At 60.6% G+C, this 19638-nt stretch carries 21 protein-coding genes; 6 read left to right on the top strand and 15 right to left on the bottom strand.

What is annotated here, in order from left to right:
• Positions 1-34 precede the first annotated feature (34 nt).
• Positions 35-466, bottom strand: coding sequence for a multidrug/biocide efflux PACE transporter (locus tag MXF20_RS15845; RefSeq protein ID WP_325970239.1), 432 nt, complete (start codon positions 464-466; stop codon positions 35-37).
• Between the two features lie 90 nt (positions 467-556).
• Between MXF20_RS15845 and MXF20_RS15840 the strand changes: the two genes are divergently transcribed.
• Entirely contained in the window at positions 557-1426 is an 870-nt protein-coding gene (locus MXF20_RS15840; RefSeq protein ID WP_325970238.1) for a LysR family transcriptional regulator, read from the top strand.
• Here MXF20_RS15840 and ybaK read toward each other — a convergent pair.
• The 3 genes from ybaK to copA all read right to left on the bottom strand — a co-directional run bounded on the left by ybaK (position 1423) and on the right by copA (position 5445).
• The gene (gene ybaK / locus MXF20_RS15835) at positions 1423-1902 is read right to left on the bottom strand and encodes a Cys-tRNA(Pro)/Cys-tRNA(Cys) deacylase YbaK (protein WP_325970237.1); all 480 of its coding nucleotides are present in this window, start codon (positions 1900-1902) and stop codon (positions 1423-1425) included. The genes MXF20_RS15840 and ybaK overlap by 4 nt on opposite strands.
• Positions 1903-2065: 163 nt before the next feature.
• Positions 2066-2866, bottom strand: coding sequence for a TraB/GumN family protein (locus MXF20_RS15830; RefSeq protein WP_325970236.1), 801 nt, complete (start codon positions 2864-2866; stop codon positions 2066-2068).
• Between the two features lie 68 nt (positions 2867-2934).
• Complete coding sequence (gene copA / locus MXF20_RS15825; RefSeq protein WP_325970397.1) at positions 2935-5445, bottom strand: copper-exporting P-type ATPase CopA; 2511 nt, start codon at positions 5443-5445, stop codon at positions 2935-2937.
• Between the two features lie 95 nt (positions 5446-5540).
• On the opposite strand from copA, the gene cueR reads away from it, so the two are divergent.
• On the top strand, positions 5541-5957 hold the full coding sequence (cueR, locus tag MXF20_RS15820; RefSeq protein ID WP_325970235.1) for a Cu(I)-responsive transcriptional regulator: 417 nt from the start codon (positions 5541-5543) through the stop codon (positions 5955-5957).
• On the opposite strand, the gene MXF20_RS15815 is transcribed toward cueR, so the two are convergent.
• The 5 genes from MXF20_RS15815 to tesA all read right to left on the bottom strand — a co-directional run bounded on the left by MXF20_RS15815 (position 5933) and on the right by tesA (position 9735).
• Entirely contained in the window at positions 5933-6391 is a 459-nt protein-coding gene (locus MXF20_RS15815; RefSeq protein WP_325970396.1) for an NfeD family protein, read from the bottom strand. The two genes, cueR and MXF20_RS15815, sit on opposite strands and share 25 nt — an antisense overlap.
• Entirely contained in the window at positions 6391-7305 is a 915-nt protein-coding gene (locus MXF20_RS15810) for an SPFH domain-containing protein (protein WP_325970234.1), read from the bottom strand. Before MXF20_RS15810 ends, MXF20_RS15815 begins: the two co-directional genes overlap by 1 nt.
• 64 nt (positions 7306-7369) lie before the next feature.
• Positions 7370-8224: a co-chaperone YbbN gene (locus MXF20_RS15805; RefSeq protein ID WP_325970233.1), complete on the bottom strand. Its 855-nt coding sequence runs from the start codon at positions 8222-8224 to the stop codon at positions 7370-7372.
• A gap of 79 nt (positions 8225-8303) precedes the next feature.
• On the bottom strand, positions 8304-9077 hold the full coding sequence (locus tag MXF20_RS15800) for an SDR family oxidoreductase (protein ID WP_325970232.1): 774 nt from the start codon (positions 9075-9077) through the stop codon (positions 8304-8306).
• A 31-nt stretch (positions 9078-9108) separates the two neighbouring features.
• Entirely contained in the window at positions 9109-9735 is a 627-nt protein-coding gene (tesA, locus tag MXF20_RS15795) for a multifunctional acyl-CoA thioesterase I/protease I/lysophospholipase L1 (protein ID WP_325970231.1), read from the bottom strand.
• On the opposite strand from tesA, the gene ybbA reads away from it, so the two are divergent.
• Both ybbA and ybbP read left to right on the top strand, forming a co-directional pair.
• Positions 9703-10389 (top strand): putative ABC transporter ATP-binding protein YbbA, encoded by a 687-nt coding sequence (gene ybbA / locus MXF20_RS15790; protein ID WP_325970229.1) that lies wholly within the window; start codon positions 9703-9705, stop codon positions 10387-10389. The genes tesA and ybbA overlap by 33 nt on opposite strands.
• Positions 10386-12803 (top strand): putative ABC transporter permease subunit YbbP, encoded by a 2418-nt coding sequence (ybbP, locus tag MXF20_RS15785; protein ID WP_325970226.1) that lies wholly within the window; start codon positions 10386-10388, stop codon positions 12801-12803. The genes ybbA and ybbP overlap by 4 nt, the downstream gene beginning before the upstream one ends.
• A gap of 336 nt (positions 12804-13139) precedes the next feature.
• On the opposite strand, the gene purK is transcribed toward ybbP, so the two are convergent.
• From purK to ppiB, 4 genes are all read right to left on the bottom strand, one after another.
• Positions 13140-14204, bottom strand: coding sequence for a 5-(carboxyamino)imidazole ribonucleotide synthase (purK, locus tag MXF20_RS15780; RefSeq protein ID WP_325970224.1), 1065 nt, complete (start codon positions 14202-14204; stop codon positions 13140-13142).
• The gene (purE, locus tag MXF20_RS15775; protein WP_325970221.1) at positions 14201-14710 is read right to left on the bottom strand and encodes a 5-(carboxyamino)imidazole ribonucleotide mutase; all 510 of its coding nucleotides are present in this window, start codon (positions 14708-14710) and stop codon (positions 14201-14203) included. The genes purK and purE overlap by 4 nt, the downstream gene beginning before the upstream one ends.
• A 133-nt stretch (positions 14711-14843) precedes the next feature.
• Entirely contained in the window at positions 14844-15560 is a 717-nt protein-coding gene (locus MXF20_RS15770) for a UDP-2,3-diacylglucosamine diphosphatase (RefSeq protein WP_325970219.1), read from the bottom strand.
• Positions 15560-16054: a peptidylprolyl isomerase B gene (gene ppiB / locus MXF20_RS15765; protein ID WP_021508631.1), complete on the bottom strand. Its 495-nt coding sequence runs from the start codon at positions 16052-16054 to the stop codon at positions 15560-15562. Before ppiB ends, MXF20_RS15770 begins: the two co-directional genes overlap by 1 nt.
• Positions 16055-16272: 218 nt before the next feature.
• On the opposite strand from ppiB, the gene cysS reads away from it, so the two are divergent.
• Positions 16273-17658 (top strand): cysteine--tRNA ligase, encoded by a 1386-nt coding sequence (gene cysS / locus MXF20_RS15760; protein WP_325970218.1) that lies wholly within the window; start codon positions 16273-16275, stop codon positions 17656-17658.
• 148 nt (positions 17659-17806) lie between these two features.
• On the opposite strand, the gene ybcJ is transcribed toward cysS, so the two are convergent.
• Together ybcJ and folD are read right to left on the bottom strand one after the other, a co-directional pair.
• The gene (gene ybcJ / locus MXF20_RS15755; protein WP_058781236.1) at positions 17807-18019 is read right to left on the bottom strand and encodes a ribosome-associated protein YbcJ; all 213 of its coding nucleotides are present in this window, start codon (positions 18017-18019) and stop codon (positions 17807-17809) included.
• Positions 18019-18885, bottom strand: coding sequence for a bifunctional methylenetetrahydrofolate dehydrogenase/methenyltetrahydrofolate cyclohydrolase FolD (gene folD, locus MXF20_RS15750; protein ID WP_166709707.1), 867 nt, complete (start codon positions 18883-18885; stop codon positions 18019-18021). The genes ybcJ and folD overlap by 1 nt, the downstream gene beginning before the upstream one ends.
• Before the next feature lie 175 nt (positions 18886-19060).
• On the opposite strand from folD, the gene MXF20_RS15745 reads away from it, so the two are divergent.
• Positions 19061-19564, top strand: coding sequence for a DUF1198 family protein (locus tag MXF20_RS15745; RefSeq protein WP_058769413.1), 504 nt, complete (start codon positions 19061-19063; stop codon positions 19562-19564).
• The last annotated feature ends 74 nt before the right edge of the window (positions 19565-19638 follow it).

The raw sequence follows: 19638 nt of genomic DNA, 5'->3' as shown, positions 1-19638 counted from the left end.
CGATACGGGCGGCTGATCAGCCGCCCGTTCTTTTTCAGGCGCGGCAGGATTTCTGGCTCACCCAGCGCTGGCGCAGTTTATCCCACGCCCAGTTGTAAGCCATGGTGTAAGGCAGAAAGAACAGAAAGAACGCCACTTCCAGCAGGAAAGCCTCCAGCAGCGAAATGTGCAGCATCCAGGCGGCAATCGGCAGGCCGATAAGGATAAAACCGCCCTCAAAGCCGAGCGCATGCAGCGCACGCAGGCCGAAACCGCGCTTGCGCTGCGGCGGGCAGAGGCGGTCAAAACCGCTGTTATAGATGATGTTCCACAGCATGGCGACGGTCGACAGCATAATCGCCAGCGCGCCCATCTGAAACAGCGGTTTATCCATGACCCAGGCGGCCAGCGGCGCAACCGTGACGATCGCTAACCCTTCAAAGCCTGCGGCATGACAAAAACGTTCTTTCAGCGAACGGGTACGCATATAAACCTCCTTTTGAGCAATGCCGCGCATTTTCTCACTGCGCAGTGCTAAGATAAAATGATCACCTATCGATAAAAGCGATGGTTCAGCATGAAGTACTCACCAGAATCCCTTGAGGCATTTGTCCAGACCGTCGCCAGCGGCTCGTTTTCTGCCGCAGCGCGGGCGCTGGCAAAAAGTCAGTCCACCATCAGCAGCGCAGTCGCGAATCTGGAAGATGACCTGGGCTTTGCGCTGTTTGATCGCAGCGGTCGCCAGCCGGTGCTGACCGCTCAGGGCCAGCGCGCGCTGGCGCAGGTGCAGCAAATTCTTGCTGCCAGCCAGCGGCTCGATGAGCTGGCAGTTCGACTGTCGCTGGGCGTTGAGCCGCGCCTCAGTCTGGCCATATCCGACTTCTGGCAGGCCGATCACCATGAAAATCTGCTGACGCGCTTTGAGGCGCGCTATCCGGATATCGAATTCGAATGCATGATTGCGGAAGATCAAGATGTGCTGGATTTACTGCAGGCCGGGCGGGTGCATCTCGGCGTGGTGCGCGCCCAGCCGCGTTTGCCGCCGGATCTGGCGGTGGCGCGACTGCAGGTTGAAGCGCAAATGGCGATTTTCCTGCATCAGGATCATCCGCTGGCTGCCCGATCGCAGGTGAGTGAGGCACAGCTTGGCGAATTGCGGCAGCTGCGGCTCAATACCTGGGTGGAAACGCGCCAGCCGCTGCCCGCCGGACGTACCTGGTCGGCACCGACCTATTTGTTATTGCTGGAGATGGCGGAGCAGGGATTTGGCTGGAGCGTCTTGCCGCGCTGGCTGGTGCAGCAGTTTGGTCATCAGGTCTTGCGGGAGTTGCCGGTGCCCGGCTGGCCGCAGCATATCGCGGTGGATGTTATCTGGTCGCGGCGCAATCCGCCGGGCCCGGCTGGCCGCTGGATGATCGACCAGCTGTGCGCGCAGCAGCCTGATTAATCGCGGCGCGCCACGTCAGCCAGCGTGGCATCCAGCAGCCGTGCCAGATCCTGCGCGGCCAGTTCGATATCCAGCCCGCGCTTACCGCCGGAGATAAAAATGGTCGGAAACTCGCTGGCCTGCTGATCGATCACCGTCGGCAGACGCTTTTTCTGCCCCAGCGGACTGATGCCACCGACCAGATAGCCGGTGACGCGCTGCGCCAGTTGCGGATCGGCCATGTCGGCTTTTTTTGCTCCCAGCGCTTTGGCCACTTTTTTCAAATCCAGCTGCGAGGAGACCGGCGTCACCGCCACTGCCAGCGCTTTGGCATCGCCGTTAAGCGCCACCAGCAGGGTTTTGAAGACCTGACGCGCATCCAGATTGAGCTTACGCACCGCTTCGTCACCGAAGTGGGTTTCATGGCTGTCATGCTCGTAAGGATGCAGGGTAAAAGCGACCTGTTGTTTTTCCAGCAGTTTTACGGCGGGTGTCATATTCGATCCTTGCTACGAAAATTCTTATTTCGGTTTTGGTGAATAGTACTGGCGAAATTCTGAACTTTGCGCGAAAATTGGCCGGCGCCAGTCACCCTGGCGATAACCAAAATCATAAACAAATTCCTCTTTGACGGGCCGATAGCAATATTGGCCTTCTTTTTTATGCCTTCAGCAGCTGCGGCAAATTGTCTTCGCCATACAGATGCAGCGCACCGACCGCCACCACATAGCGCCCGCGCGGCAAACCCAGCAGCAGATCGCGCCAGTGCAGGTTTCGGTTGCGCATCAGGGTATCGTTCAGTTCACTACTGAACGTGGTCGGCAGCGCAACCGGCTGGCTGGCGGGCGGCGCATCCAGCCACCAGCTGATCATGGTTTGCAGCAGCCGCGCGTTGGTGTGCCAGTGTTCCAGCGTATCCAGCAGCAGTGCCAGGCCATCCTGCGGCAGTGATTTCAACAGCGCGATCTGCGTATCCGGCCCTTCCAGCTCAATAATGCGCTTTCCTGCCGCCTGCGCTGCCTGCAGCAGCTGATAATCGATGCCGTACTGCGGTCGCAGCCCCAGTCGCTGTGCCTGCTGGGCCTGCAGCATCAGCGCGATCTGCCAGAACGGCAGGCTATCAAACAGCGCGATGTTCAGAGACAGTTCGTCGCACAGCGCCGTCAGCTGCTGTAGCGTCTCGGGCGTCAGCCGCGTTGTCAGCGGCGGATATGCTTCGCCCTGGCTGAACGGTGAACCTCCGCGGGTAATATCCGCTTCCACCACCAGCGCATCGGCTTTCTGCAACTGGCGCAGCAAGCCGGCCGGCAGCGGTTGCATATCACGCGTGCCCATATGAATACTGCCGGCCAGGTGCAAGCGGCGATCTCCCAGCCTGATGTCCATGGCAGGCCAGCTGTAGCTGGCGGGAAAAAGGCTGCTGGCCAGCTGTTGCAGGCGGTGCCACACACTGCGTCTCATGCCCTGTCCTTATGAAGTTAAAAATCCATGCTAGCGATTTCGCTCCATGAAAAACAGGGCAGAGGCTGCTATTGCCGCTGCGCCGGTTTAAAGCGCAGCAGCCGGTTAGCATTACTTACCACGGTGATCGACGACAGCGCCATGGCGGCACCGGCGACAATCGGGCTGAGCAGCAGACCGGTAAACGGATAGAGCACGCCAGCAGCAATTGGTATACCCAGGCTATTGTAAACAAAGGCACCCAGCAGATTCTGCCGCATGTTGCGCAGCGTGGCGCTGGCGATAGCCAGCGCGTCGGCCACACAGTGCAGATCGTTGCGCATCAGCGCCATCGACGCCGTTTCTACCGCCACATCGCTGCCGCCGCCCATGGCGATACCCACGTCCGCCTGCGCCAGCGCCGGGGCGTCGTTGATGCCGTCGCCCACCATCACCACTTTGCGCCCCTGCTGTTGCAGCTGCGCAATCGCCTGCGCTTTACCGTCCGGCAGCACGCCAGCGATCACCTCATCAATGCCCGCTTCGGCAGCGATGGCTTCGGCGGTGCTCTGATGGTCACCGGTCAGCATCACCAGACGATAGCCCAGCTGATGTAGCCGCTGCAGCGCTGCGCGGCTCTCCGGGCGCAGCTGGTCACGCAAAGCAATCAGACCCAGCAGCTGCTGCCGATCCGCCAGCAGCACCGGCGTGGCGCCCTGTGCGGCGAGACGCGCGATATCCTGCTGTGCGGCGCGCAGGTCGATGTGCTGCTCTTCCAGCAGCGCGGTGTTGCCCAGCAGCAGCGTTCTGTCTGCCACTGTAGCGCTTACGCCTTTGCCACGTATTGTACGAAATTGCGCAACGCCGGCATCGCCGACGGCAGGCGCGGCCGCCACGATCGCTTTCGCCAGCGGATGCCCGGAGCCCTGTTCCAGCTGAGCGGCGGCCTGCAGTACCTGCTGACGATCCCAGTCGCTGTACAGCAGCACTTCGCTGACCTGTGGCGTGCCCAGCGTCAGGGTGCCGGTTTTATCAAACACAAGGGTGTCGACTTCGCTGGCGCGCTGCAGCGCATCGGCATCGCGCACCAGCACGCCCAGCTCGGCAGCGCGGCCGACGCCCGCGATCACCGACATCGGCGTGGCTAAGCCCAGCGCACACGGACAGGCGATAATCAACACCGTGGTGACAATCACCAGCGTATAGGCCAGCTGCGGCTGCGGTCCGACAACATACCAGACCGCTCCGCTGAGCAGGGCAATCGCCACCACCACCGGCACAAACACCGCAGAGATGCGATCGGCCAGCCGACCTATTTCCGGTTTGCTGCTCTGAGCCTGACGCACCAGATTGATGATGCGCGCCAGTGTGGTGTGGCTGCCGGTGGCGCGGGCGGTAAACTGCAGCGATCCGTCCTGCACCAGCGTACCGGCATAAATCTTATCGCCGGGCTGGCGCGACTGTGGCAGCGCTTCGCCAGTGAGCATCGCTTCGTCAAACCAGGCTTCGCCGCGGCTAACTTCGCCGTCCACCGGTACGCGATCGCCGGTGACCAGCTTCAGCGTCATGCCGGGCTGCACTTCGCTCAGCGGCAGCTGTTTTTCCCCTTCGGCGGTGATCACGCAGGCCTGCGCTGGGGTCAGATCCAGCAGCCGCTCCAGCGCCTGCGACGCGCGCTGGCGGGCGCGCTGCTCCAGCGCATGACCGAGGTTAATCAGGCCGATGATCATCACGCTGGCTTCAAAATAAAGATGGCGCGCCTGCGGCGGGAAAAACGCCGGCCACAACGCGACGCTCATCGAGTAAATCCAGGCCGCACCGGTACCGAGCGCCACCAGCGTGTCCATGGTGGCCGTAGCATGCCGCAGGCTGCGCCACGCGCTGCGATAGAAGTGGCCGCCGGCGAGGGCCATCACCAGCAGCGTGACGGCACCGAGCCCGCGCCACAGCGTCTGATTGGCATCGTTCAGCATCATGTTGTCGCCGACCATGCCCCAGACCATCATCGGGACACCGACGATTAATGCCAGCGCGGCCTGCCAGCTGAAGCGGCGCATCGCCTGCTGTGCGCTGACCTGCTGGCGCTCGCGCCGGGTTTGTTCATCTTCGATCACTTCCGCTGAATAGCCGGCCTGATCCACGGCGCTGACCAGCGCTGACGGTACGGCATCGCCCAGCACCAGCGCGCTGCGCTCGCCAAGGTTAACGCGCGCCTGGCTCACACCGGGCACTTTCTGTAACGCCTGCTCGACGCGGCTGACACAGCTGGCGCAGCTCATGCCGCCAATCAGCAGGTGGTGCACCGCAAGATTCTCTTCTGCCGGCTGCGACTCCGTTGTCAGCGCCTCCGGCTGCGGCTCCTCTGCTGGCAACGGATCAGGCTTTGGGCTGGACGCCTCATTTTTCAGCGTTGCGTGATAACCAGCCTGCTCAACGGTGGCAATCAGATCGCTGGCGCTGGCTGCGCCGGTGACGCGCGCTTCCTGCTGCGTTACCTCGGCCTGTTCCACATCGCTGCGCTGCTCCAGCGCCTCTTTGACGCGTTTAACACAGTGGCCACAGGACAAGCCGTCCAGAGCCAGTAATTGTGTGTGTGACATCATCAACTCCTCGTTTATCAGGTTTGACTCGCTGCAAGGTTTGCATTAGTTATAGAGCCTAAACCTTCCATTCAGGGGAAGGTCAAGGGGCAGAGATGAACATTAGCGATGTAGCAAAAAAAACCGGGCTGACCAGCAAAGCGATTCGTTTTTATGAAGAGAAAGGGGTAGTCACGCCGCCGTTACGCAGTGATAACGGCTATCGCAGTTACGCTGCACACCATCTGGATGAGCTTAACCTGCTGCGCCAGGCGCGGCAGGTGGGCTTCACACTCGAGGAGTGCCGCGAACTGGTGGCATTGTTTAATAACCCGGCGCGCCACAGTGCCGATGTTAAAGCGCGCACCCTGCAGAAGGCGGATGAGATCGCGGCGCACATTGAAGAGCTGCACGCGATGCGCGCGCGCCTGCTGGAACTGGCGGCGGCCTGCCCGGGCGATGACGGCGCTGAATGTCCTATCATCAATCACCTGGCGGGCTGCTGTCATCAGGATGGCGGCAAACGCGGCTGAATCAGCAAGGTGATGCCGACTACGCCGGTCACGATCACCGGGGTGCCCGCTGGCAAGTCCTCTTGTGCCTGCACGCGCCAGCTGCTGTCACCAATGCGTACATGGCCAAGCCCCTCTTTCAGCGCGCTGTCTAACGTCAGGTGCTGGCCAATCAGTTGGTTGCCGCGCTGATTGAGCGTATTGGGCTGCTGCGTTCGTTCGCGGAAGCGCATCCAGCGGTACCAGAAAAACACGCACAGCAGCGTCAGGGCGGCAAAGAGCATGCCCTGGCTGGTCCACGAGAACGGAAACAGCCACTCAATGATCCCGACCAGCACCGCCGCCAGCCCGCTCCATAGCAGGTAACCGCTGGTGCCGAGCATCTCCGCCGCCAGCAGTAAACCGCCCAGCGTGAACCAGAACCAGTGCGGATGCGCAATCAGCTCCATCAGGATCACGGTTTGCGCTCCTGACGGCTCTCTTTCAGCAACTCGCTGATGCCCGCTACCGAGCCGAGCAGGCTGCTGGCGTCGAGTGGCATCATCACCACTTTGCTGTTATTCGCTTCGCCAATTTTTTGCAGCGCGTCGGTGTATTTCTGCGCGACGAAGTAGTTCACCGCCTGAATATCCCCGGCGGCGATGGCTTCTGAGACCATACGCGTGGCGTTGGCTTCCGCTTCGGCCTGACGCTCACGCGCTTCCGCCTGCAGAAACGCGGAGGTTCGTTCACCTTCTGCCTTGAGGATTTGCGACTGCTTGTCACCCTCGGCGCGCAGGATAGCTGCCTGACGCACACCTTCAGCCGCGAGAATATCGGCGCGTTTGGTGCGCTCGGCCTTCATCTGCGCGTTCATCGCCGCAATCAGCTCCTGCGGCGGGCGCACGTCGCGGATTTCGATACGGGTGATTTTTATGCCCCACGGATTGGTGGCTTCATCGACGATGTGCAGCAGGCGGGTATTGATGTTATCGCGCTGCGACAGCATCTCGTCCAGTTCCATGCCGCCGAGCACGGTACGGATATTGGTCATGGTGAGGTTGATGATCGCCAGCTCAAGATTGCTGACCTCGTAGGCGGCACGCGCTGAATCCACTACCTGGATAAAGCACACTGCGTCAATGGTGACGTTGGCGTTATCTTTGGAAATGATCTCCTGCGACGGGATGTCGAGGACCTGCTCCATCATATTGATTTTGCGACCAATACGATCCATGAACGGCACGACTAAATTCAGGCCGGGCGGCAGCGTTTTGGTGTAGCGGCCAAAGCGTTCCACCGTCCACTGGTAACCCTGTGGCACAATTTTGACACCGGCCCACACGGTAACCAGCGCGAGCACGATGATGACGGGAATCACTGTTAACATATAACCTCCTGGCTGTCAGATTGTCGGGCCGAGTCGCTTCGGCCCGTTTACCGCGCGGTACCGGTCAGTACAGCAGCGAGTAGAGCTGGCGGCGATAGCGCGAGGCGAGGGCATCGCCGGTGCCGAGGGCCGCCAGAATCTCCTGGAACATTTTGCGCACTTCGCCGTCACCGGCGCTGAGATCGCGCTTCAGAAAACCGAACAACAGCTCCAGCGCTTCTTCATTGCGGCCCACCTGATGCAGCTGTAACGCAAGTTTAGCAGCCAGCCCGGCGTTGTCCGGTTCGCTGGCCATCTGAGCCTGCAGCTGCTGGATCTCCGGCGTATCGGCGGCCTGTTTCAGCAGGTCGATTTGCGAAATCAGGCTCTGATAGCGCGTATCCTGATCCTGTAGCGGCACCACCGCCAGCACCGCTTCGGCTTCATCGCTGCGGTTCAGGGTGATCAGAACCTCTGCCAGCAGAAAACCGATTTCACTGTTCTGATTGCTCAACTGCCAGGCGTCTTTCAGCAGCGGCAGCGCGTCCAGCGGCTTGCCTTCCTGCATCAGCTGCATCGCCTGCTGCGCTTTCAGCTCCTCTTCACGCGGCAGCACTTTTTCCAGCAGGGCGCGAATCGCCTCTTCCGGCTGCGGACCCTGGAAGCCATCAACCGGCTGCCCGTCCTGGAACAGATAGACGGTGGGCAGGGAGCGCAGACCAAACTGCGATGCCACCAGCTGTTCTTTATCGCAATCCAGCTTCGCCAGAATGAACTGGCCGGCGTACTCCTGCGCCAGACGCTCCAGCACCGGCGTCAGCTGCTGGCAGTGCTGGCTGCGCTCCGACCAGAAGTAGAACAGCACCGGCAGCTGCATCGATTGCTCCAGCGTCTGCTGCAGGTTGGATTCGTTGATGTCGATAATCAAAGCGTGTGACATGAATACGTCTCTTGGCAGAAAGTGTGTTGAGGATATGGGGGCAAACGCCCCGGCTTCAAGTTCAATTCAGGCTTGCAGCTTAGTTGCTGCGCAAAATGCGATCCAGCATCCAGCCCGGCAGCAGTCGCTTGAGCAGACTCATGGTCCAGGCAACCAGCGTCACCGGATAGCGCAGGCGCGGATGTTTACTCTCCAGGGCATGCCGAAGTTTAGGCAGAATCGCCTCCGGCGGCAGGGTGAAACGCGCAGCGATGCCGGGATTGCGCACGGGCTTGTCGCGCTCGCCCTGCTGCACGTTATCAGTAAAACGGGTGGTAATCGGACCCGGCTCAATCAGGCTGACGCGCACGCCGCTGTTACGCACTTCCATGCGCAGCGCATCGCTCCACGCCTCCAGCGCCCATTTGCTGGCGGCGTAAGCGCCGCGGCCCGGCGTGGAAATCAGTCCGAGCACCGAGCTGGTATTAATAATCCGCCCGTTACCGCTGTTTTGCAGCGCCGGCAACAGGCGCAGCGTCAGCTGATGGGTGCCAAAAAAGTTGGTGGAGAATTGCTGCTCCAGCTGCTGACGCGACACGCTGGTCAGCGGTCCGTACTGGCCGAAGCCGCCGTTATTGAACAACCCGTGCAGACAGCAGTCGGTCAGTTCCAGCACGCGATCGGCGGCGGCATCCACGCTGGCGGGATCGTCCAGATCCAGCTGAATGCCGGTGAAGCCCAGCTCATTCATGCGCGCCACATCCTCAGCGCGACGACAGGCGGCCAGCACGCGGTAGCCGCGCGCCAGCAGATCGTTGGCCGCCACCAGACCGATGCCGCTGGAGCAGCCGGTAATTAAAATCGATTTTTGCATTTCTTTACCTGTCATTGGGCACGCACCGGCATTAATCATGCTTAACTAGCGGAGCCAGTTGTTCCGCCATCAGGTTAGCGATGAACGGCTGCGCATCCGGATTGGGGTGAATACCGTCCTGCTGCATCCACTCCGGCTTCAGATAAACCTGCTCCATAAAGAACGGTACCAGCGGAATGTGATACTGCTGCGCGAGGCGCGGGTAGAGCGCGCTGAATGCCTCCGTGTAGCGTCGGCCATAATTAGCCGGCAGGCGAATCTGCATCAGCAGCGGCTGGGCGTTAGCGGCTTTGACCTGCTCGATGATTTTACTCAGATCCTGGGCGATGTTTTGCGGCGGGAAGCCGCGCAGCCCATCGTTACCGCCCAATTCGATTAACACCCATTGCGGCTGATGCTGTTTTAATAGGCCCGGCAACCGCGCCAGCCCCTGACCCGCGGTATCACCGCTGATGCTGGCGTTAATCACTTCAGGCTGCTGCTGCCAGGTTTTGCCAAGCAGGCTCGGCCAGGCGGCGGTGGCGGACATGCGATAGCCGGCACTCAGGCTATCACCAAGAATCAACAGGGTATCGGCGGCGGCGATGCGCGACACCAGCAGCAATAACAACAACAGGAAGGAATAATGCCAGCGGAAAACATTGTTGCAGTTCATCATCTTACTAAGTCCGTCGGTCAGGGAGAGCATCAGCTGACCATCCTTACCGGAGTTGAGCTGGTTGTCAAACCAGCCGAGACGCTGGCGCTAATTGGCGAGTCGGGATCCGGCAAATCGACCCTGCTGGGGATTCTCGCCGGGCTGGATGATGGCAGCAGCGGCGAAGTGCATCTGCTGGGCCAGCCGCTGCACCAGATGAATGAGGAGCAGCGCGCCGCCCTGCGCGCGCGTGAAGTGGGCTTTGTTTTTCAGTCATTTATGCTGGTGCCCACGCTCAACGCGCTGGAAAACGTGCAGCTCCCGGCGCTGCTGCGCGGTGACAGCGATCGCGACAGCCGCGTGCAGGCCACGGAACTGCTGACCCAGCTCGGCCTCAAAGATCGTCTGCATCATCTGCCGGCCCAGCTTTCCGGCGGCGAGCAGCAGCGCGTGGCGCTGGCGCGCGCCTTCAGTGGTCGTCCCGGCCTGCTGTTTGCCGATGAGCCAACCGGTAACCTCGATCGCAAAACCGGCGATCGCATCGCCGACCTGCTGTTTTCGCTCAACCGCGATTTCGCCACCACGCTGATTCTGGTCACGCACGATGAGCAGCTGGCGGCACGCTGCGATCGTCGCCTGCGGCTGCGCGACGGCAAGCTGTGGGAGGAAGCATGATCTGGCGCTGGTTCTGGCGCGAGTGGCGTTCGCCCTCGCTGCTAATTGTCTGGCTGGCGCTGACGCTGGCGGTGGCCTGCGTGCTGGCTCTGGGCTCAATCAGCGATCGCATGGAGAAAGGGCTGAGCCAGCAGAGCCGTGACTTTATGGCTGGTGACCGCACGCTGCGCAGCAGTAAACCGGCACCGGAAGCGTGGCTGGACAACGCGCGCGAAGAGGGGCTGGCGGTCAGCCGGCAGCTCAGCTTCATGACCATGACCTTTGCGCAGGAGACGCCACAGCTGGCCGATGTCAAAGCGGTCGATGATGCGTATCCGATGTTTGGCACCCTGCAGACGGATCCGCCCGGCCTGCGTCCGGTGGCCGGAACGGTGCTGGCCGCGCCGCGTCTGCTGGCGCTGCTTAACCTGAAGGTCGGTGACCGCATTGACGTGGGCGATACCACGCTGCGCATTGCCGGCGAAGTGATTCAGGAACCGGACGGTGGATTTAACCCGTTCCAGACGGCGCCGCGTCTGTTAATGAATCTTGCCGACGTAGAGAAAACCGGCGCCATCCAGCCGGGGAGCCGTCTGAGCTGGCGCTACAAATTCTCCGGCGAGTCGGCAGCGCTGGCGCGCTATGACCGCTGGATTCAGCCGCAATTGCAGGCCGGCGAGCGCTGGATCAGCGTGGAAAATTCCGAGGATGCACTGGGCCGCTCAATGCAGCGGGCGCAGCAGTTCCTGCTGCTGTCGGCGCTGCTGACCCTGCTGCTGGCGATTGCCGCAGTGGCGGTCGCCATGAGTCATTACTGCCGCAGCCGTTACGATCTGGTAGCGGTGCTGAAAACGCTGGGCGCTACACGAAAATCGCTGCAGCGGCTGATTATCGGTCAGTGGCTGGCCGTGCTGCTGCTGGCGGCCATCGCCGGCAGTGCGCTGGGGCAGGGCATTGAAATCGCGCTGCTGATGATGCTGAAACCGGTGCTGCCTGCCAGCTTACCGGCCGCCAGCGTCTGGCCGTGGCTGTGGGCGATTGGCGCGCTGGTGGTGATCTCGCTGCTGGTTGGGTTGCGTCCGTACCGTCTGCTGATGGCCACACAGCCGCTGCGCGTGCTGCGTCGTGACGCGATAGCCACGCTGTGGCCGCTGCGCATCTATCTGCCGGTGATGGCGCTGGTGGTGGTGGCATTGCTGGCACTGCTGATGGGCGGCAGCAAAATGCTGTGGGCGCTGCTGGCTGGCGTGGTGATGCTGGCACTGCTGCTGGCGCTGCTCGGTTGGGGCACGCTACTTCTGCTGCGTAAGCTGGTGGTGCGTAATCTGGCGCTGCGCCTGGCGATCAATCGTCTGCTGCGGCAGCCGGTGATGACTCTGAGCCAGCTTGCGGCGTTTTCGCTCTCCTTTATGCTGCTGGCGTTGCTGCTGGTGATGCGCGGCGATCTGCTCGATCGCTGGCAGCAGCAGTTACCGGCGGATGCGCCTAACTATTTTCTGCTCAATCTGACCCAGCAGCAGGTGCCGCAGGTGCGCGATTTCCTGCATCAGCATCAGGTCAACGCTGGCACGTTCTATCCGATCGTACGGGCGCGACTCACGGAACTGAACGGCAAGCCGGCCGATCCCAACCTGGATAATGCGCTGAACCGTGAGCTGAATCTGACGTGGCAGGCTGAGCGTCCGGATCACAATCCGCTGGTGGCCGGCAGCTGGCCGCCGAAAGCCGGTGAAGTCTCGATGGAGGTCGAGTTGGCCGATCGTCTGGGCGTAAAACTGGGCGACAGGCTGACCTTTAGCGGCGATACACAGCAGTTCAGCGCGACCATCACCAGTCTGCGCAAAGTCGACTGGGAGAGTCTGCGGCCAAACTTCTTCTTTATCTTCCCGCCGGGCGCGCTCGATCAGCAGCCGCAAACCTGGCTGACCAGCTTCCGTATGGCGAACGATCCGGCGCTGCTGGCGCAGCTTAACCGCGCGTTCCCGACGCTGAGCCTGCTGGATGTCGGCAGCATGCTGAAGCAGATTGGTCAGGTGCTGGCGCAGGTGAGCCAGGCGCTGGAGATCATGGTGATCCTGGTGACGGTCTGCGGCGTACTGCTGCTGCTGGCGCAGATCCAGGTCGGCATGCGCCAGCGCCGGCAGGAGCTGGTGGTGTATCGCACGCTGGGTGCCAGCCAGCGCCTGTTACGCGGCACGCTATGGTGTGAGTTTGCGCTGCTTGGCGTGGTCGCGGGAATCGCGGCGGCGCTGGGGGCGGAAGCGGCACTGTGGGGACTTCAGCGCCGGATTTTTGATTTCCCGTGGCAGCCGGACTGGACGCTGTGGCTGGCGCTGCCGCTGTGTGGCGCGGCGCTGCTGTCGCTGTGCGGCGGCTGGCTGGGTGTCCGCTTGCTGAAGGGGAAAGCGCTGTTCAGGCGCTTTGACGCGGCATGATGCCCTCACCCCAGCCCTCTCCCACGGGAGAGGGAGCCGATCGAGCCCGTATGAGTGATTCTGCACTTCAGAACGTTCCGGTGAGCGTCAAACGGAAAAATCGCAGTGCATAACTCCCTCTCCCACGAGAGAGGGAGTCGATCGAGCCCGTAAATTCAGGACGTTCAGGTGAGCGTCAAACGGAAAAATCGCAGCGCATAATTCCCTCTCCCATGGGAGAGGGAGTCGATCGAGCCCGTAACTTCAGGATGTTAAGGTGGGCGTCAAACGGAAAATCGCACCGCATAATCCCCTCTCCCTGTGAAAGAGGGCAAGGGTGAGGGGAACACCGCAGAACTACAGCTTTGCCACTGCCCACGCAATACCGCTCGCGTAGGCGTCAGGCAGTAGCGGCACCAGCGCATTGAGTGCGTTGGTGAGGCGTGCCGGATCGCTGTCGGTCAGGTTCAGGTGTCCGACCTTACGCCCGGCACGCACTTCTTTGTCGTACCAGTGCAGATGCACCAGCGGCTGCTGCAGCCAGTCGGTGTTGAGGTCGGTGCCAATCAGGTTGACCATCACCGATGGTGCAAACACCACCGGCTGCGGCAGTGGCAGATCGAGCACTGCACGCAGGTGCAGTTCAAACTGGCTGATTGAGGCGCCGTTCTGCGTCCAGTGGCCGCTGTTGTGCACGCGCGGTGCCAGCTCATTGATCAGCAAGCCCTGCGGCGTGACAAAACACTCCATCGCCATCACACCCACGTACTTCAGCTCATGCATGATCGCGCTCAGCATCGTTTCCGCCTGCTGCTGTTGCGCGGCATCAGCCTGCGGGAAGGCAACGCTGGTCCGCAGAATGCCGTCCTGATGCAGATTGTGCGTCAGCGGATAGAACACCGTGCGGCCATCGTGTCCGCGCGCGCCCACCAGCGAGACTTCACCGCTAAAGTTAATGCCCTGCTCAACGATGCACTCGCCGTAGCACTCAGCTGGCAGCGTTGCGGTTTCATCGGCGCGCAGGCGCCACTGACCGCGGCCGTCGTAGCCGCCGGTGCGACGCTTGACGATTGCCAGTTCACCCAGCCTGTTAAATACTGCCGGCCACTCGCTTTTGTCGGCCAGCAACTGCCACGGCGCGGTTGCCAGGTTAAGCTGGTCGAGCAGCTGTTTTTGCGTCAGGCGATCGGCGAGGCGCGGAAAAATATCGCGGTTAACGAACGCCGGATGGTTAGCCAGCTCGCGCGTCAGCGCGGTTTCCGGCCAGCGCTCGATTTCCGCAGTGATCACGCTTTGCGCGATCGGCAGTGCCGACGGCTCCGCGTCCAGTCCGACCGGATACACCGCGATGCCCAGCGGCTCGCCCGCCTGGCGCAGCATGCGGCCCAACTGACCGTTGCCGAGTACGCAAACTGGCTTCATGCGTCCTCCCGCGGATCCGGATTATTCAGCACTTCATCGGTCTGGCTCTGACGCCAGGCGGCCAGGCGTGCAGCCAGTTCGCGATCCTGAATCGCCAGGATCTGCGCGGCCAGCAGCGCGGCGTTGGCGGCACCGGCTTTGCCGATGGCCAGCGTACCAACCGGAATACCGCGCGGCATCTGCACGATGGAGTAGAGGCTGTCCACGCCGCTCAGCGCTGCGCTCTGTACCGGTACGCCCAGCACCGGCAGCAGGGTTTTCGCCGCCAGCATGCCTGGCAGGTGCGCCGCGCCGCCGGCACCGGCGATAATCACCTGATAACCGTTGTCAGCCGCGCGCTCTGCGAAGCTGAACAGCTTATCTGGCGTACGGTGCGCAGAGACCACTTCAACGTGGAACGGGACATCCAGGCTGTTAAGGATTTCCTCGGCGAACTGCATGGTAGCCCAGTCACTTTTGGAACCCATGACGATGGCGATACGGGCCGGGGCGGCGTTGGATGACATGCGGTCAACTCCTGTGAATAATCAAACGAACCTGGCCGGGCGGGCAGGTAAAGAAGGGCACAGAGAATAGCACGAGACAACGGCAAGGAAAACGGTTGCGTCGGCGGAAAACCGGCATTTCCGCCGCAAATAATCAGAAAGGAAATTCGATCAACTGCACGCCCTGTGCATCCAGCTGAATCATCGAACCACGTTCATGCCACGCACCCAGCACCGCGCGTTGCGCTGGCGTGCCGGCGAGGTCGAACGAATGGATCGCCGGGCGATGGGTGTGGCCGTGAATCAGGATCGGCACCTGCTGGCGTGTCATTGCCGCGGCTACCGCCTGCGGGTTGACGTCCATGATGCTCAGTGACTTGTGCTGGTTGGCCTGCTGACTGTCAGCCCGCATCCGCGCGGCAATGCGCATGCGCAGACGCAGCGGCAGCGCGAGAAACAGCCGCTGCAGCCAGCGCTGATGCACTTTGGCGCGAAAACGCTGATAGCCGTGATCGTCAGTGCACAGCGTGTCGCCGTGCATCATCAGCACGCGCTGACCGTAGCGCTCCAGCACCTGCTCTTCGGGCAGCAGCGTCATGCCGCTGGCCCGGGCGAATCGTTGACCTAACAGGAAGTCGCGATTGCCGTGAATGAAGAATTTTGGCACCGGCAGGGCACGCAGGGCGTCAGCGATCTGCTGATGCAGCGGATTGGGATCGTCATCGCCAATCCACGCTTCGAACAGATCGCCGAGGATGTACAGCGCATCACACTGCTGTGCTTCCCGCTGCAAAAAATGCAGAAAACCGGCAGTGATTGCCGGTTCTTCCTGACACAGATGCAAATCTGCGATAAACAGCGTGCGCGACATTACTCGCTGACGGTCACTTTCTGGATGATCACGTCATCAACCGGCACGTCCTGGTGCATGCCGCTGCGGCCGGTTTTCACTGCTTTGATTTTTTCGACCACGTCCATGCCTTCAACCACTTCAGCAAACACGCAGTAACCCCAGCCCTGCAGGCTTTCGTCACGGAAGTTCAGGAAGTCGTTATCGGCAACGTTGATGAAGAACTGTGCGGTGGCCGAGTGAGGGGCCTGGGTGCGCGCCATCGCCAGCGTGCCTTTGGTGTTTTTCAGGCCGTTGTTGGCTTCGTTGCGGATGTCAGCTTTGGTGGCTTTCTGCTTCATGCCCGGCTCGAAGCCGCCGCCCTGAATCATGAAACCGTTGATCACGCGGTGAAAAATGGTGTTGTCGTAGAAACCTTCACGGCAGTAGTCCAGGAAGTTCTGCACGGTAGCCGGCGCTTTGTCATCGAAGGTTTTGATTACGATATCGCCATGGTTCGTCTGGAAAGTGACCATTATATTCGTCCTGTGGAGGTTGTCGTCAGTATCAACTGCCGCACCGGCAAGGCGGCGGGGCATTTTTGTAGACGCCTCTTATATCACAATTTCCAATAACGCGTCAGTAAGGCAACGGCAGTTGCGAAGCGAGCGATGCACAAGTCGGAAAAATACGGCACAATAACCGGCTACATCAAGAAGGCGTATCCCGCACACGTAAACAACGGAATCGTTCAATGCTAAAGATCTATAACACCCTGAGTCGCCAGAAAGAGGAATTTAAACCCATTCATGCCGGTGAAATCGGTATGTACGTGTGTGGAATCACGGTTTACGACCTCTGTCATATCGGCCATGGGCGTACCTTTGTGGCATTCGACGTGGTCGCGCGTTACCTGCGTTACGTGGGCTATACGCTGAAGTACGTGCGTAATATCACCGACATCGATGACAAAATCATCAAACGTGCCAACGAAAACGGGGAAAGCATCGAAACGCTGACCAACCGGATGATCGCTGAAATGCACAAAGATTTTGCCGCGCTGGGCATTCTGCCGCCGGATCTTGAGCCGCGCGCCACGCGCCACATTACGGAGATCATCGAACTGGTCGGCAAGCTGATCGATCGCGGCCACGCCTACGTGGCGGACAACGGCGACGTGATGTTTGATGTGCTGAGCGATAAAGATTACGGCGCGCTGTCGCGCCAGGATCTCGAACAGCTGCAGGCCGGCGCACGTGTGGAAGTGGCCGAAGTGAAGCGCAACCCGATGGATTTCGTGCTGTGGAAGATGTCCAAAGCCGATGAGCCGGCATGGAACTCACCGTGGGGCAACGGCCGTCCGGGCTGGCACATTGAGTGCTCGGCGATGAACTGCAAACAGCTTGGCACTCATTTCGACATCCACGGCGGCGGTTCAGACCTGATGTTCCCGCACCATGAGAACGAAGTGGCGCAGTCGACCTGTGCACACGATGGCCCGTACGTAAACTACTGGATGCACTCCGGCATGGTGATGGTCGATCGCGAAAAGATGTCTAAATCGCTCGGCAACTTCTTCACCGTGCGCGATGTGCTGCAGCACTACGATGCGGAAACCGTGCGCTACTTCCTGATGTCCGGCCACTATCGCAGCCAGCTCAACTATGGCGAAGATAACCTGAATCAGGCACGCGCGGCGCTGGAGCGCCTGTACACCGCGCTGCGCCATACCGATGCCAGCGCGACGCCGGCTGGCGGTGAGGCGTTTGAAGCCCGCTTCCGTACCGCTATGGACGATGATTTTAATACGCCGGAAGCTTACTCGGTGTTGTTTGATATGGCGCGTGAAGTCAATCGCCTGAAGGGTGAAGATAAAGCCGCCGCCGATGCGCTGGCCGCGAAACTGCGCCAGCTGGCCGATGTGCTGGGCATTCTGCAGCAGGATCCGGAGCAATTCCTGCAGAGTGGCGCACAGGTCAATGCCGATGAAGTGGCAGAGATTGAACACTGGGTGAAAACCCGCGCCGATGCACGCGCCGCGAAAGACTGGGCGCAGGCGGACATCGCGCGTGACAAGCTGAACGAGCTGGGCGTCATCGTGGAAGATGGCCCGCAGGGCTCAAGCTGGCGCCGTAAATAACAAAAAGGGCGAACCGCGGTTCGCCCTTTTTATTCGGTTAAATATAACCCGTTGTTTATGGGTAATTAACCTGATGCACTTATCGTAGCGGCGCAATTCATTGCGCAATAAATTGCGCCGCTACAGGTCCGGATTTGCCTGGTAAAAATCAGGCCACAACCGTTACGCGCTGACCGGCAAACTCAACCGTCTGACCAGCAATAATCTTGCAGCGCTTACGCGTCTCGATGGCACCATCGACGCGTACTTCGCCTTCGTCGATCACCGCTTTGGCCTGCGCGCCGCTCTCGACCCAGCCTTCCAGCTTCAGCAGATCGCACAGATCAACGTGCGCATGTTTACCCAGTGAAAAACTCGCCATTATGCCTGCTCCACATCGTGATATTGCTCGCACGCCAGCAGCGTGTTCTGAATCAGCGTGGCGACCGTCATCGGGCCAACGCCGCCTGGTACAGGCGTGATGTAAGCTGCGCGCTCAGAGGCTGACGCAAAATCCACATCGCCGACCACTTTGCCGCTTTCCAGACGGTTAATGCCGACATCAATCACAATCGCACCCGGCTTGATCCAGTCGCCCGGGATAAAGCCCGGCTTACCGACCGCCACCACCAGCAGATCGGCATGCTCAACGTGATGGCGCAGATCTTTAGTGAAACGGTGAGTGACGGTGGTGGTGCAGCCGGCCAGCAGAAGCTCCATGCTCATCGGACGACCGACGATATTCGATGCGCCAACCACCACGGCGTTCAGGCCGTAGGTATCGATGTTATAGCGCTCCAGCAGCGTGACGATGCCGCGCGGCGTACACGGACGCAGCTTAGGGGCGCGCTGGCACAGACGACCGACGTTATAAGGATGGAAGCCATCGACGTCTTTGTCCGGCGTAATGCGCTCCAGCACTTTGACGTTGTCGATCCCGGCCGGCAGCGGCAGCTGCACCAGAATGCCGTCGATGGCGTCGTCATTGTTCAGCTGATCGATCACCTCCAGCAGTTCAGCTTCACTGGTGCTGGCAGGCAGGTTATAAGCGCGCGACACAAAACCGACCTCTTCGCAGGCGCGGCGTTTGTTGGCGACATAGATTTGCGACGCCGGGTTTTCACCGACCAGCACCACGGCCAGGCCAGGGGCGCGTTTACCGGCTGCGAGACGCTGCTGCACTTTTTCGGCAACCTCAAGGCGCACCTGCTGCGCAATCGTTTTACCGTCAATAATTTTTGCTGCCATCAGAGAGGAAATCCATCTGTAGAGAGTTGAATCGGGGATGGCGCCTATTCTGTCAGAAGCGCGTGCGGCTGTCAGTCACAGATTCGTTTACGCCATCGGTTTCCCGATTTTTCGCCGTGGCGCGCGCCAGGCTTAGCGCGTATTATGCCCGCCAGGCAACGATGTGGAACACGTGATGATTTGGTTGATGCTCGCCACGCTGGCGATAGTGTTTGTTGTGGGATTTCAGCTGCTGACCGCCGGTTCGCGCCACGCCGCGCAGGCGCTCAGCAAGCGGCTGCAGCTGCCGCCGGTGCATGTCGAATCGCTGCTTGCGCAGATGGGCAAAGAGGCGGCAAACGAATTCACCGATTACATTCGCGGCGACAATGAAGTGCACCTGAATAACGGTGCAGCGGTGTTGCTAATCTGGCAGGTGCTGATTGTCGATGGCAGCGATGAGAACGCCCAGCGCTGGCACCACATCCTTACGAAAGCCGGCTTCTCCGCCCTGATTTCACGTCAGCAGCTGTTGCTGGCGCTGGGCTTTTTGCGCCAGCTGGAGCCGGACAGCCAGGAGCTGAATGCGTTACGCGAGCAGTATAATGCGCGCTTTACGCCGCAGGGGATTGAACTGGAAGGGGAATCCGCGGAGGTGAGTAATCTGGTCTCGCTGAGCGAGTGGCGTCAGCGTCATTAAGGCGAATTGTTCATTCCCTCGACACTCTGCCGCCCGTTGGCGGCAAAAACGTTGACGCGCCAGCGTGCCGACGT

The sequence above is a fragment of the Pantoea dispersa genome, from assembly GCF_035783935.1.
Classification (GTDB): Bacteria; Pseudomonadota; Gammaproteobacteria; order Enterobacterales; family Enterobacteriaceae; genus Pantoea; species Pantoea dispersa_C.
This window is presented reverse-complemented; position numbering and strand designations above follow the sequence as displayed.